Raw genomic sequence first — 14,552 nt, 5'->3', positions numbered from 1 at the left:
AGCCCTAGAAATTAGCCCTCTGCTCCAAACTGCCTAGAGCTGATCTTTCTGTCTTTAGTTACTGTGAAGTCGATGTTTGCATTCCGCAGCATCCCCTCATTATCCAGTAGCTGTTTAGCAATATGTGCTGTCTCCAGTCTCGCGCGCCTTCCCCTGGCCTCTACCTCAATCCTAAAAGTTTGATTTCTATCCTCTTTTGAGAGGTACTGATAAAACTTAAGTGGAGATATACTTGATCTTTTCAACACCTCGCCCAAGTCTGCAAACTGTTCATACGCCATCTTCATTGGGAAATGATGCTTTAACACTCTCTGACCCGAGAATGAGATAAAGTCTCCCATTCCCAATATATTGCGAGAGCTAGTGAGATCAACTTTCATATCTCCGCTCTTGCTGTAGGCATTTCGGTGATCCCAGATGAACGACTCTCCGAAATTTCCACGGTTCAATTTTTTGTACACAACATGGGTAATTTCACGATTGCGACCAAAGAACTCTTTCCAATTTTTCTCAAAGCTTTTCAATTTATCCCCTGTGCTCGATTCGCGCAGAACAAATACACACTCTGATCGGACTGTGACTTGGTAGTTCTCACTGGTCCAAGAGATATTATCCCGATCGCCAAGGTCGGCGACTATTATACGATTGGCAGAATACTTCCCATTCTGGAAATAGCATCTAAGTCTCTCAGAAATCTGCAGCTCACTATTTAGGACATAGAAATCAATTGTCTCGATCTCATCTTCTTTGACAATTTTCTTCCCGTCGCGAAGAGCGAGGCCATTGTCAAAGACTATATCTACAAGATTAATGAACTCCTGTTCGCTCTGTGGAGAGATCTCGATCGCCAACTCTCCATGTGTATTTACAATTACAAACTGGCCGTCCTGTGGCAATATCTGCATCGATCTTAGCTGGTCAATCTTATCGACTGCGTACCTTGGGACAAATGCAGGATGTGCGGCATCATGAATATGATGTAATCGGTCTGAAGATTTCTCGAGCTTGTTGAGAAGCGTGAGGCTGTTAGCGGAGGCCATTTATTAAATTTTTCATTAAGTTATTTCACTATTTAATCGGAAATTATATCCGATTCATTGCGATCATGGAGCTATAAGATAGCATCGCACATTGGACTGTATTCTATAAGAGGAAATCCTCTCAGTTGATGAGAGGATTTCCGATCAATCTTAATAGATAGATTGTAACCTTATGAGGTATATGGATTAATATTCCATTCTCTCAAACTCAGGGTTTGCCTGAACCTGGAATAGCATCCCAGTCATCGCAATAACCGCGAGTGCCACGACTAACAAGATCGTAACAATAGGGTTCATATCGCTGAAAATATCCCTCGGGATGAGGTGTGGTAGATAAACCAAGAAATCCTTGTCAAAGATTGCCAATACTCCAAGCACAGCCAACGCCGCTCCTTGAAATGCCGTCACCACAACGACTAGATAGTTCCATAGATTTCCCATGATCGCAAAAGCGCCGAATACTACGGCTGATGCAATTGCTAACACCATAAATAACACAGGTGTGTTCCACCCGAGCAAGCTAAGGAGGAATATAGCTATCGAGTAGCCCAAGATCAGGAATGCGATTACAACTGCTGCCTTCCATATGAAGAAACAGGCGAGCGCGAGCCCCAATCCTAGAACAGCTGCCAAGATAAACTGAAATACCGACCCGAATCCGGCTTCATCACCCAGATACATACCCATCTGGATTCCGGCAAAAAGGGCAAGTATAGGGAGAAAGAGCTTAAATACTCTTATCCCGAAGTAGGCATAAAACACCCCTCCGAAGACGAGGAGAATGCCTAGAAAAATACTCCACAAGGTCATTGGATTATGTTTTGATAAGTTAAATAAATATTTGAAATTACCTTGATTATAGCAGCAAACTAGCGAAAGTACACATCACAACAGCTTGTGACCACATAAAAGAGCTATATCTATAGGCTTAGCCCATCGCAAAAGTCCCGCCGTTTTGTAGCTGACAGCCATGCCACTAGTTCAATAGCAAGATCGTTCGGAGTATAATTGGGTAAATTATTTCTAACTAAAGCACTATTTTGAAATCCATTAACAAACCAGCCTTAACCATACCTACATATCTGTATGCCGGCATTCGTTTCGGCGTCGCATCAATATTTGCGGTTGTATTGCTCTATGTTTTGGTCGAGGGTCGAATATTCACCGGGTTGCGAGGCCTAATCCCAGATGAGCAGCTATTTCTGAAGCTTCTGTTTGGGATAATCTTCTTACTGCTTGCGTTTGGAGCGATGGGCTTGGTGATCGGAGTAGTTGGCGGCGATTCATTGAACGACCTGAATAAAAGGCTGCGTGGTCAGGATACTGGAATGAAGCTTGGGCTCGTTATGGCTCTCACAAATGCAATTTCTGCTTTCCCACTCCTAATACTATTCCTTACATTCGGCTACTACAACGAGGTCTTTACCCCTATCCGATTGGGCTTTATCTTTGCTCTACTGGGTGGCGTGTATGGGCTGATTTTTTCGATCCTGTTTATACTATTCCACTCAAGACAGGTGAAAAAGATGCGCTTCTTCTTGAATGCAACCGGTGGGTTCCTGCTCGCGGGCGGACTGGCTGGAGTGTTGCTCTGGGCGGCAACCATGGCAGCATATCGAGAGTCGATGCAACTTGCAGAGGCAGCCTTGGTCGCGGCAGCACTTTTTGTATTCTATACAATAGGTGGAATTTTTCTCTCACGCGGCGCGATGGTCTCTGAGAAAGAAAATACACCAATCATCCGCCCCCTCTATAGCAAGATAGCACTTGGGGTATTGATTACTGTTGTGCTACTTATCACGGTGCTAAACCTGGCAAAAGTCTCAACATTCTTGATAATTAAGGATGCACATCTATCTGAGACTCTTCAGATTGATACAAAATTTGCTGCTTGGCAATTTGATGTCGAACCGCTGGCGACTAGAAGCGAGCCTGGTTTACCAACAGTGATGAATGTTGAATGCATAGATGGTGCTATATTTATCAATGGAGAAGAGAGCGATTACTCAAGCTGTCTTTCGACACCACAGTACGATGAAGAGGCTGGTGGAGTTCACATAGTTTGGATTTCACAAGATGTAGAAGGTACCAATTTCACAGAAGGGACAGATATTATTTATGAAGCGACCTTCAACGGCACCTGGAGTGACCAGATGGTGGTGTACGCGGCTGATGAGATCTCGGAGCTAAAACTCACATACTCAGATGGGCTCTGGCTTAGTTGGGTTGAAGAAGGCACCACTTCATGGGCTTTCCAGCCTGTCTATGCCTGTGATAGTGGAAATCTCTCGCGACTTGATAAGGTGCTTTACAATGCCATCACCGAAAAGAATTTCTATACAATTGACTCGTTCATTCCGTACTGTGGCAACAGCTACAATTCTATTGTTTATCTCCCAAACCCTGTATCACGAGATAGCAAGCAGCAGATCTCGCTCAACGGTAGCTATGACGAGATGGCAAAATTAACCAGAGAGGCAAAGTATGAAGTTCTCTTTACAACAATGGAATGGGTAGCCGACGATGAAGGGCTTAGCCCCGGAGCTGTATATGCCGCTGCCATAGCCGACCTTTACAATAGTGTGAAAGAGAATCCTGAGCAGTACCCGAAAGGGATGGATGTGAAGATCTTGCTCGGCAACTATCCAGAAGTAAACAATCGGGAGTGGGGTCAACAGATATTTAATGTATTGGAAGACCTGCATAATGCCGGTCTGTACACATTTAGCGATCCTGAGATCGGATGGAATCTTGAGGTAGCCAACTTTGATGGTACCTGGCCACACGGACACACCAAGTTTATCGTAGTCGACGGCAAAGAGGTGATCGCATCTGGCTTCAACTACAGCTACCTGCACCTAGCCATCAATCATCCATCACTCAAAGGACTAGGGATGGCAGACATGGGTCTCCACATGACCGGACCGGTTGCCCAAAATGCTATGGTTGTATATGACGACCTATGGGACGGCTCCTCTCAGATCGATTGCCCGCATTACAGAGAAGAGCTACCTATCTATTGGGAGTACACATGCGACTTCGCTCCTGCGGAGGTGAGACACATCGAGGAGGTGAAGCGATTTGCTGTAACAGAAGATGATGAAACCTCTTTCTCACTATTCAGAAATAAAGAGTATAAAGAGGCAGACCATGCTGTGGCTGCCGCATTAGGTGCTGCTGAAGAGAGCGTTGATATTTTCCATGTAAATTTCTCCCTTGAGGTTATCTGCGACGTTGGGATAGTGCTAAAAGATTTCTGTGATTTCGATAATGCCCTGCCATGGATGGAATCATTGGTCGAGTCCATTGATGAGGAAGATGTGAAGGTGAGAATAATAGTCGAAAAGAGTGCGATGAACGGGATGGAGAACAAGATTGGATTAAAAGCATTTTACGATGAGCTGAAGCGTCGAGGTGTTGAGGACAATGTGGAGATCAAATTTTATAGTGGGAAGATGCATGCGAAGTCTACCCTTATCGACGATGAATTGTTGATAATCGGCAGTCAAAATATGCACTACAGTGCATGGGGCAAGAGTGGGTTGACTGAGTATTCTTTGAGCACATCAAATGATGAGGCGATCAAAGATTATCAGGAGACATTCGAGGAGTATTGGGATGAGGGGATTCCAGCGGAGGAGCTGATGGAATTGGAGTAAGCTAGAAGAATCCATACAATGCTAAAGGAAGATTGTCTTATCCATACGTATATAAGGGTAGATAATCTTAGTAAGAAATTTGTATGGATAAGTCATTCGACGATCTATTAAAAGGAAAGCAGTCCGAAGCCTTTAGCGGTTACATCACAACCCTTGGTACAACCGCTAAGAGGAAGGGAGACTCCGACAAAATTTATAGGGAAAGGATAGAGAATACTATTGGTCGCAGAAACTTCCTCGATGGGTTTACCACGAAAAGACCACTTTTCATAACCTTTGGGCTAATGTTTACCTTGCTCACAGCGGTGATAGTTATTTCAGCACCAGGAGTGCAGTCCGGCGACAGGTATGATGGTTTTGTTTATTGCTTCCCTTTTCGAAATTATTGTACCGCAGATGTAGGCTTCTACTCAGCTAATGGGACCTATATTAAGGTCGGCTCATTTGGCAAAGAAGGCAGAGATATAAGTGATTCTGATATCCTTGAGTTTCTTCACGGTACCGTAGAAGAGATCATAAGGGTCGGAAAGGAAGACATGGTATGTTCATGGAGCAAGGAACGGAAAGTATATGATTTAGTATATGAGAAAAATGGGAATACTCTATATTTTGACGAGCTGCAGAGCTCCCATCAACTTTGGACAGCGGATGGTGATCTCTACCAATGGACTAACATTGAGGCAGAGAGCTCAATGGAGTATCTGGAGCAGGAATATCTTGCAGTTGAGGAGAAGATACAAAACAAAGAGTTTAGTGAGATAGAAGGTCATGATTGTAGAACAGGGGTATCGTATAAAAATACTCGCGTAGAGTACAGCGATGATGGCGTTATGCATATCTGGCATCCAGATGGGACCTATCAAGCCTATGATCGAGATGGAGTATTATTAATTGAATCGAAAGTGATCGAATAACAATGGAATATTCAGACTCCCAGCTTGTTGAGATGGCGCTACGAAACAGAGAAAATTTTCGCCTGATATACGACAAATACTTCGCTAGCGTCTACAAGTATAGTGTGTATGCAATATTTGATCCGGCGAATGTAGATGATGTAGTCTCAGAGACATTCATCAAAGTCTATAAGAATCTTAGGAAATTTGATCCAAAGAAAGCAACGCTCAAAACATGGATTTTTAACATCACACGCAATACATCGACAGATTGGAATCGAAAAAGAAAATGGCAGTTCAGGAGATTCATGGCTGTTGACCATGAGATCCCTGACAGATCTATCGATTTGGAGCTCGGAGAGCTAATGGATGAAGAGTATATTATGTTGAGAGATGCTGTCCGAAATCTGCCAGAGAATGAGCGAATAGTTATTGAATGTAGATTTTTTGACAATTTTGCAGTTTCCGAGATAGCTCAGGTTACTGGCTTAACAGAGAAGGGGGTATATTCAGCGATTTACCGAGGGTTGAAGAAAATAAAGAGTGGGCTGAAGGAGTAGTTATATCAAGGAGCTGTTGATCTTTCTATATCTAGTCTGAATCGTTTTAGGATTGCCCCCACTAGCTTTGCCGACCTTACAAGAATAGATGATTCTCTTGTCTGGAACATCGCCCCACTTCGCACGAAGTTATCTGAGCCTAATATCATGCTGCTCTCATCAACGATTAATAGCTTTGAGTGAATTCTTTTGGGGAGGATTGTCACTTTCACCGGACTATCTGGGTCTGTAAAATCAATATTTACTCCACGAAGCCAGCTCTTGACAGTAAATTGATTGAACCAGGCCGCGAAGCTATACAGTTTCCCACCGACAGTAACATATGAATTGGCGAAGAGCTCAATCTTAACTCCTCGTTTTGCTGCATTTATAACCGCAAATAGCACTCGATCATCGGGAAGCCACTGTCCACAGATCAGTACGCTTTCCTTAGCATCATTAATAAGTCCGATCGCTTGCTCTATGATTTCAGATTTCCTGTCAGCGTGACCATTTTCAAGTATAAGCTTGAAGTCTGTGTGTTCGTCCGACAGATCGAAAATGTCGTATGGTGTAGAGCTTGTATCGGAGGCTGAGGCATTCATAATGCTATTCAGAATAGTTTCTCTTAGAGCTGGGGCATTATTAAATACCACCATATAATCTAACGCATTCAGTAAATCATCGTGCAGATTTACTCCACCTATCGCACACTTATCGTCAATTACAACCAGCTTTCGGTGGTTATTACCTTGGTATTTCGTAAGCAGATCTTCATTTGTCCATATGACATTTACTCCAAGACTCTGGAGCTCTCGGAATCTAACTGCTGCGACTGGATTGGCTGCTGAGGCTCTTGATATCGCAATAGTAACCGGTATCAGTGGGTTTTCGCTCTTCTTTCTATAAAGCGCATCATAGAAAGGATCGAGTATCTCCTCATGCAGCCATACCTCCATAAAATTGAGGTGGATGCACGATTGCGCGCCCTCGATATTATCTGTAAGCCAGGTGAGAAATTCCAAGGGGGAATGAATTTCGAAATCGTCAAACTGGGACTCGAATTCGAGTGATCTATCTTGTTCTGTTCTATCAGGTACGCCAGTTGTTGATGACAAGTTTCTATAGCTAGAAGGTTAGTCGTGCTTCATACTACTTGGCAGTTACATACTCATTATACATCGGGCGTCGGAATTTCACAGATAAAGACCTCGCTTATCGGCTTCTCCAGTGCAGCCGCAATCTTGAAGGCAAGCTCCAGAGATGGCAGATATTTTCCAGCCTCGATAGCGTTGATAGTCTGCCTTGATACACCTGCCTTCTCGGCAAGCTCGAGCTGAGTCATCTCATTAGCAAAGAACCTCAGCTCGCGAATTTTATTTGTGACTTTGATTTGCACTTCCTAATTTCTCCTATAAAGATAGATCTGCACAAAACCCTCAACGATCGAAGCAATCAAGAAGCTTAAGAAAAAGATGTTAAGCATAACCACGACTGAGTAGTCCATAACGATTACCAAGAGACCGGCTAAGAAACCAACGCCGACAAGCACATAGCTAACACTGGAGGCTCTTAGTCCAACAAGCCTGTCTCGCTCATCCTCCTTCATCTCGCCGCTTATTTTGCGATCAAATGCCTTATCGTCTACCTTGGTATCTTTAGCCTCTGCTTGGATATATTCCTTGGCGGCAAACCCAACCGAGTACAGTATATGAAAGAGTATCTGAAGTAGTATGGCGACGCCTACACCAATAGCTATAAATCGTAACATTGTCTGAGCTGCAAAAAGCAGATCGTCGGTTGATGCCGCTCCGCTGCTATATTGTGAGTTAAGATAGAGTATGTAAGCGGCTAAGATAATAAATCCTGCCAGTATGCTTACGAGGTTTTTGATCTCCTGATATGACATAGCTTTTAGCTAATAATTTAACTTATTAGCTAAGTGTAGCCCATGGATGACATAATGTCAAATATACTTTACATCTGCATTCGGACGCGACTCCCCTTCACAGCTCTCTATAGACATAATCGGGGATGCCGGACTCGAACCGGCGACCTCACGACCCCCAGCCGTGCATACTAGCCATCTGTACGAATCCCCGAGAGGACACACCACTATCGAATTATGCCACAAAACATGGCAAATTGGCGACATATGCAAATTGAAAAAGAAAAAGAGCCCCGGGCAGTTTTACGTGAGGCTCTTTCGTACTCTAAAGTAACTTATTACAGAGTGATTTTCAAGTACACCTTATTATTGGCGGCATCCGAGCTTAATTCAAACTGCTTAGATGAGTACTCCTTGAAGTAGTACATGCTCTTCTGACCATCTTGAGTTGCACTTACCACTGGACGTGTACCACATAGGCTGCTTGCATTTGCTAAGACGGCTACGCGGTCTGAAGCAAGACTATCAAATGTAACCACGATATCTGTGCCAGATGTACCTGCTGACGCTGCTGGTGTTTCACCGCTGCTACTGCTTGTTGTCCACTCAAATGTAAATACCCCGCTTGCTGTTCCACAAGTATATGACTGGATTGATGCATTTTCGGCTGCTGTTGCACCTTCTAAAGTGTCGCCAACTACAACATCTTCATCTTCCTCTACCGGAGCCTCTTCTTCTGGAGTTGTATCTGGTTCCTCTACGACTGTCTCTTCTTCAGTCACATCTTCTTCTGTATCTTCATTGTCAATATCTACAATTATTTCTGAATCATCATCAGCATCTTCTTCTGTCGTGGTATCCTCTGTAGGCTCTTGCATAACATATCTGTAGGCTAGGAAGGCGCCACCACCAAGTAGCAAAATAATTATGATCCACTTCAATGCGTTTGACATTTAGGTATTTATAAATCTTATCTATCATTTATAGTATACAAATATAACGGTCCGATGCAACAGCTAGAGGCGAGACTCGCTGTTATTTAAGAAATAGCTCGACGTATCTATTTGGTAGACTTAGATCATAATTAGAACTATATTTAACTAATCAATAAAACTGCTAAACAGAAGGATCATGAAAGCAAAGAAAATAAACATAAGCGACATACATGATGACACTCCAAAAGGCACGCAAAGCGCAGAAATGTACAGTGCCGCAACTGTTAGTGAGCACCGTGATAGCACTCCAAAATCGAAGTCAAAGAGCAAGCTACCAAAAATCATCGAGGAAAACCGTCCTTTATTTACAGTCATTGCCATAAGCTCGGTATTAATCCTGGTATCGTTATTCTCGATCTACCAGATCACCCGCTACTTACCGAAAGATCCACCACAGATAATTAAGCATACAAAGCAGTATTTAGCAGCCCAGGAGTTAGTAATTACAACCCTCCCTGCCCTCGACGCCCCGGATGTCCCGAGAACCGAGACAAGCCCTCTCAACGGCAAGCTGCTCACGACAGAAGAGCTCGAAGAGATGATGGAGCGACGGGCTGTTGCGGTTATGGTCAACAACCACTTAGAAGCGCGACCGCAATCAAACCTGCAGCAGGCAGACATAGTATATGAGACATTAGCTGAAGGCGGAATTACTCGACTTATGCCGCTTTACTGGAGCAAAACACCTGATAAAGTAGGCCCAATAAGAAGCGCACGTCAATACTTCATAGATTGGGTGCGCGAATATGATGCCATATACCTTCACGATGGATGCGCTTCAGCCGATCTAGGTGGCGATCTGCGAGTCGATGCTTGTGGCAACCTGTATAGACAAAGAATCAAAACATTGACCACATATGGAGCATGGCGAGACAACTCTGGAGGACGTGTAGCCCCACACAATGAATACACATCTGTCGAAGGGGCTGTAGAAAGAGCTGACGAGCTAGGATGGGGAGGATTTCCCACAACTATCCCCGCATGGAAATTTAAACGAGACTCGAGTCTAGAATTACGAGGGGATATGACTGCATTTACTGCGACATTTCTAGACAGGCTTGGTGCACATAATGGCTATAGGTACGATGCTAGATGGGACTACGACAGAGAGAGAAATCTGTTTGTAAGATCGACTGGTGGTTCGGTTCATGAGGATCAAGAGACAGATCAGCCATTGACAGCCAAAGTTGTGATCGTACAAACCGTGGATGGCATACAATCTGGCGATTCTAAAGGACATCTGATTATCGATACTACAGGTGAGGGAGATGCGACGATCTTCCAAGATGGAAAAGCACAGGCAGTCCGATGGAGGAAAAATGAAGAGACCGATAGAACAAAATATTATGACAACGCGGGAAATGAGGTGGAGCTTAACAGAGGGTTAATCTGGATCATGGCAATTCCTGACGGCTGGGGTGGTTTTGATATAATAGCACAATAAAATTATCCACCCTATCAGATGATAGAGAACCTGTTTATCTCTAAGGTCAGGATCAAAATGCTTGACCATTTCTTAAGTAATCCAAGTGAAGAGTACCATGTCCGTGGCCTCGTTAGGCTGCTCGACGAAGAGATAAACGCCGTACGTAGGGAACTTCAGAATCTTGAGAGATGCAAACTCCTCCACTCCCAGCGAAGAGGAAATAAACTTTACTATAAGCTAACACCCGAAAATATTATCGTTGCCGATCTTAGAGCTCTAATCTATAAAGATCGAGCAGATGTACAGAAGGTTGCAGCTGCACTCCTCACAATTGAAGGTATCAAAGCAGCATTTTTAACCGAGAACTATATTAATAACTCGCATGATGCTGAGTACGATATCGACCTGTTTGTGCTTGGCAAAGTCAGCGTCGATAAATTTACAACAGAGATGAAGAAGCTGGAAAAAGAGCTTGAGCGAGAGTTCAGGATGACGCTGTTTACGCCGGAGGATCTGGAATTTCAGCACAAAAAACGAGATGCTTTCTTGCTTAACGTATTGAGGAAAGATAGAATTATGCTCATCGGATCAGAAAAAGACTTATACTAAAGCAACCGAAACTATGAAAATCCCTAAACTATCTCTCCCTTCAAAGGGCAAGAAAAAAGCTACCTCTAATACAAAAGGAAAAGGCGGAGTCTCAAAAGCAAAGAGAAATGTTTCGTCAAATAGTCGACGAAACTTAAGCGCCACTATATTCGGGTTGCTTTTCACAATTCTTGTAACCTCAATGCTCATCAGCGCGGCTTTAATTGCGATGCCAAAGACTGAGCGGTTTACCCCTGATAATAGATTCGACCTAAATGTAAAAGATGATAAGTATTGGGCCAAGCGGTTTGTACTTGAGCTCACTGTGAAAAAAGAAGATGAAGGTGATACAACAGAAAAGGTTGAGGTCACCAAGGGGATTATTCAAAGAAGGCTTGACCGCTACGATGTAGAGCAGGTTTCGATCAAGACGCTTCATGATTACGAGCCAACATCGGCAGAAGAGACCGTTGAAGATATTGTAAACCAGATAGAGGAGCAGGAAGATGTCCAAGGAGCAGAGGATAGCGGCGATAATGAAAAGGCGGAAGAGGATATCAAGGTTTATATCGAGGTCTCTGCTACAAGCTCCCGAGACCAGGCCAGTATAACTAGGCTTATTGGAAGCAGACACTACCTGAAGATCATGACTACCACTCCTGCAGCACTAAACAGCGAGGACCAGCTTGCCGCTTACCTACCGGAGAATTATGACCGAACACAGTTTACACGTCGCTCCTTTAGGAACATTGAGATTAAGCAGCTCTCAACCACAACCGAAGGAGAAGATGCATTTTTCGCCATCTACAAATCATGGCCGCATAATGCGCTCGCATGGAGAGACTTCCTCGGAGACAACGCGGGAAAGACAATCGGTATTGCAATCGATGGCTTTGTAACACCCTATCCCGTTCCAATTGAGTTTGACCCAGATCTGAAGAACCCGCAGCAGAACCCTATCTTTGCACCAGGCGTTACTCAAGACCCTGCAGAAGCTCAGATATTAGACATACTGTACAACTCAGGGGTGATCCCAGTTGAATATTCCATCATCAGCAACGAAGATGCAGAGGTTAAAACATATGAGATCGACTATATCGAAGTCAGCGCAGCATTTATCCTGTCTGTAATTGTAATAATGGCATACAGCTATTTCCGCAACCGCGGTGATAAAGGAAGAAGCCTACTATTTATGCTTACTTCTGTTGCAGCATTTGCTTTCTATGTGGCGGTGTTGAAGATCTTATCGCTACCGATCGACCTACCTATACTGCTCCTCGAAGGATTGAGTATAATATTACTGGCGAAGGTGCTGGCATACAGGACGAGAAGCGTTCTGCTGATCGACCTGCCAGTGATAATGTTCTTTGCACTGCTATCTTTCTATGGAAGTGGATACACTGGTATCTATGGCATGCATATGACAGTGATCGCATTTGCCATGATGCTGATGGTTCCGGTGCTAGACACATATATTAATAAGATGAAAAATCTTTTAATGAAATGAACGAAATATTAGAGCTTGTTGGAATAACTACTGTATATGAGCTGCTGCTCACGTTGCTGCTGATTGTGACTCCACTGGTATTTATGGCTGCCTACGGCTGGTTTCTAATCCGAGATGCAAGGCTTCTATTAATTGTAGCCGTGAGCATCGTGCCGCTGCTTGTTGTGCCGGTGCTATCTGTTTACATCATAGACAGAGCGTTTGACCTCACTGCAGAAGACTCGCTTAGACTAGGATTTCTCTTCGCATCGTTTGTGAACCTCTTAAATCTCTCAGTGCTGGTTTCGAAATATGCCAAAGAGGTTGGAGACAAGAAATTTGATATCGACCATGTAAGCCGCGACCATTTCGCATCAAGCCTAAATACAGCGGCCGTAACTTTCATTATGGTGATGGCTGTAACAATTTTCTTGCCATCTCCACTGAAGGTTACTATGGTTGTCTCATTGCTGACAATCCTTGCAACCCTTGCAGTCAATCATCTTATGGTGAGAGCACTTCTGCGTGAGCGACCACTCTAGCATTGCACAACACCCGATTGTAGTTATTGCCGGCCAGACAGCTTCTGGCAAGTCTGAGATAGCGCTAGAAGTGGCACGTGCGATTAATGGTGAAATTATCAATGCCGACTCGCGCCAAGCTTATCAAGACATGGTAATTGGAACCTCGTCACCAATTCCAGAAAAGCATCTAAGTGATAAGTGTTTTTTGGTGAAAGGAGTTCCACATCATCTATACAATTTTTTAGACCCTGCGGTGGGGTATAACATAGCGCTGTTTCGAGATGAAGCTGAGCGAGTTATATCGAATATGGATCCAACGCATGTGCCAGTGCTAGTTGGTGGCTCTGGGCTGTATATTGACAGCTTTATTTACAACTATGACATCCATGAAGAAAGCGTCGATGAAGCTAGGCGACAAGAATGGGATAGGATGAATGTCGAGCAGCTATGCGAGCTAGCTGGAGAGGAAGCAGTCGCGCAATTAAATGAGAGCGATAGAGGCAATAAGCGTAGGCTTATCAGAATACTCGAGGGCAGGGATGCTCCAAGCGCGAACGATGCGAGAGCTCATATCTATCTGGTAGTGGATCGAGACAAGGAAGTAATCGCTGAAAATATTAAGGAACGCACGAGGTTGATGATCGAAAATGGCTTAGTCGAAGAGAATAAGAAGCTAATTGAGAGTGGCTATCAGTATGAGAAAACTCGTGGGCTGAATACAATCGGATATAAAGAGTTTGCAGGCTACTTTGAAGGAGAGAAAACCCTCGAAGAGGTTGAGGCAGATATAAATCTTCACACTCGCCAGTATGCGAAAAGGCAGCGGACCTGGTTTAGAAGGCATACAGATGCGGTAAAGATAAAGAATTCGGAAGAGGCTATCCGAGTCGTTGAGCCCGACTACCTGCTTCGCAAGTGAGTCGGGCAAGTGGTCGGGTGGTCGGGCTAATTGATCGGGTACTTTTTCAGGATTTTGTATTGCGAGCCTGTTGATTTCACTAGCGAGATCGCACCTGGGGTGAACGAGATCTCTTTCCCAGCAAATACACTTTGGTTCAGAGCAGTAACTGCATCTGAGAGATTTCGGTACTCGACAGCCGAGATCTCATTACGAACACGACCGATCGTGATGTGTGGGATGAAAGCTTTCTCTCTCTTCGTACCTATTATGCTGCTTAATTGCGACACTATGTTGCGCAGCTCATTGTTCTCATCAGTGACTGTGAAATGGAGCAAGCCGGGATTGCGTGACTGGGAAAATCCGAGCCGTACGCTGTTGATGCGGGCGTTGAAAGGCTTATATTTGAAGCCTTTCAACGCGCGCCCAACCTTCACCCTCATCAACGGACTCAACCGCTCGCCGAGGTAAAGCAAAGTTAGATGATATTTAGCTGCTTCTGGATAGTAGACGGGGATATCTTGCGAGTCGAATATAGAAGCATATTGGGGGAGGATCTGAGCCATCCTCCCCTTCTCTATCTCATCCGGGAAGATCCCGAGAAAATAGTTCATTA

General features: G+C 44.1%; 15 protein-coding genes and 1 tRNA gene. 8 read left to right on the top strand and 8 right to left on the bottom strand.

Annotated features, from left to right (window positions below; genetic code table 11):
- Positions 1-11: 11 nt before the first annotated feature.
- On the bottom strand, positions 12-1,040 hold the full coding sequence (locus tag QY318_03185; GenBank protein ID WKZ30827.1) for a hypothetical protein: 1,029 nt from the start codon (positions 1,038-1,040) through the stop codon (positions 12-14).
- Between the two features lie 186 nt (positions 1,041-1,226).
- Positions 1,227-1,850, bottom strand: coding sequence for a DUF4203 domain-containing protein (locus tag QY318_03180; protein ID WKZ30826.1), 624 nt, complete (start codon positions 1,848-1,850; stop codon positions 1,227-1,229).
- 230 nt (positions 1,851-2,080) lie between these two features.
- Here QY318_03180 and QY318_03175 point away from each other — a divergent pair, with 230 nt between their 5' ends.
- The 3 genes from QY318_03175 (at position 2,081) to QY318_03165 (ending at position 6,152) form a co-directional block, all read left to right on the top strand.
- Positions 2,081-4,699 (top strand): phospholipase D-like domain-containing protein, encoded by a 2,619-nt coding sequence (locus QY318_03175; protein WKZ30825.1) that lies wholly within the window; start codon positions 2,081-2,083, stop codon positions 4,697-4,699.
- An 83-nt stretch (positions 4,700-4,782) separates the two neighbouring features.
- Positions 4,783-5,613 (top strand): hypothetical protein, encoded by an 831-nt coding sequence (locus QY318_03170; GenBank protein ID WKZ30824.1) that lies wholly within the window; start codon positions 4,783-4,785, stop codon positions 5,611-5,613.
- Positions 5,614-5,615: 2 nt separating this feature from the next.
- A complete protein-coding gene (locus tag QY318_03165; GenBank protein WKZ30823.1) occupies positions 5,616-6,152 on the top strand; it encodes a sigma-70 family RNA polymerase sigma factor in 537 nt (178 codons plus the stop codon).
- A 5-nt stretch (positions 6,153-6,157) separates the two neighbouring features.
- Here the strand turns inward: QY318_03165 and QY318_03160 are convergent, their stop codons facing one another.
- The 5 genes from QY318_03160 to QY318_03140 form a co-directional block, all read right to left on the bottom strand.
- Positions 6,158-7,156, bottom strand: coding sequence for a phosphatidylserine/phosphatidylglycerophosphate/cardiolipin synthase family protein (locus tag QY318_03160; protein ID WKZ30822.1), 999 nt, complete (start codon positions 7,154-7,156; stop codon positions 6,158-6,160).
- 149 nt (positions 7,157-7,305) lie between these two features.
- Positions 7,306-7,530, bottom strand: coding sequence for a helix-turn-helix transcriptional regulator (locus QY318_03155; GenBank protein ID WKZ30821.1), 225 nt, complete (start codon positions 7,528-7,530; stop codon positions 7,306-7,308).
- Positions 7,531-7,533: 3 nt separating this feature from the next.
- Complete coding sequence (locus QY318_03150) at positions 7,534-8,040, bottom strand: hypothetical protein (GenBank protein WKZ30820.1); 507 nt, start codon at positions 8,038-8,040, stop codon at positions 7,534-7,536.
- 119 nt (positions 8,041-8,159) lie between these two features.
- Positions 8,160-8,233 (bottom strand) — tRNA-Pro (locus QY318_03145).
- A gap of 124 nt (positions 8,234-8,357) precedes the next feature.
- On the bottom strand, positions 8,358-8,972 hold the full coding sequence (locus QY318_03140; GenBank protein ID WKZ30819.1) for a hypothetical protein: 615 nt from the start codon (positions 8,970-8,972) through the stop codon (positions 8,358-8,360).
- 178 nt (positions 8,973-9,150) lie between these two features.
- Between QY318_03140 and QY318_03135 the strand changes: the two genes are divergently transcribed.
- From QY318_03135 to miaA, 5 genes are read left to right on the top strand one after another with little or no spacing between them, the layout of a single operon-like run.
- Positions 9,151-10,458 (top strand): DUF3048 domain-containing protein, encoded by a 1,308-nt coding sequence (locus tag QY318_03135; protein WKZ30818.1) that lies wholly within the window; start codon positions 9,151-9,153, stop codon positions 10,456-10,458.
- Between the two features lie 18 nt (positions 10,459-10,476).
- Positions 10,477-11,049 carry a hypothetical protein gene (locus QY318_03130; protein ID WKZ30817.1) on the top strand — a complete coding sequence of 191 codons (573 nt, stop codon included), beginning with the start codon at positions 10,477-10,479 and terminating at the stop codon, positions 11,047-11,049.
- 13 nt (positions 11,050-11,062) lie between these two features.
- Entirely contained in the window at positions 11,063-12,535 is a 1,473-nt protein-coding gene (locus QY318_03125; protein WKZ30816.1) for a hypothetical protein, read from the top strand.
- Positions 12,532-13,056, top strand: coding sequence for a hypothetical protein (locus QY318_03120; protein ID WKZ30815.1), 525 nt, complete (start codon positions 12,532-12,534; stop codon positions 13,054-13,056). Before QY318_03125 ends, QY318_03120 begins: the two co-directional genes overlap by 4 nt.
- Positions 13,040-13,957, top strand: a complete 918-nt coding sequence (gene miaA / locus QY318_03115) for a tRNA (adenosine(37)-N6)-dimethylallyltransferase MiaA (GenBank protein WKZ30814.1) — start codon at positions 13,040-13,042, stop codon at positions 13,955-13,957. The genes QY318_03120 and miaA overlap by 17 nt, the downstream gene beginning before the upstream one ends.
- Positions 13,958-13,983: 26 nt before the next feature.
- Here miaA and QY318_03110 read toward each other — a convergent pair whose 3' ends face one another.
- Positions 13,984-14,550 (bottom strand): hypothetical protein, encoded by a 567-nt coding sequence (locus QY318_03110; GenBank protein WKZ30813.1) that lies wholly within the window; start codon positions 14,548-14,550, stop codon positions 13,984-13,986.
- Positions 14,551-14,552: the final 2 nt, after the last annotated feature.

The organism is Candidatus Dojkabacteria bacterium (assembly GCA_030583845.1).
Lineage (GTDB): Bacteria > Patescibacteriota > Dojkabacteria > SC72 > JAHDCA01.
The sequence above is the reverse complement of the archived record's forward strand: the minus strand, read 5'-3'. Positions and strand labels throughout refer to the sequence as shown.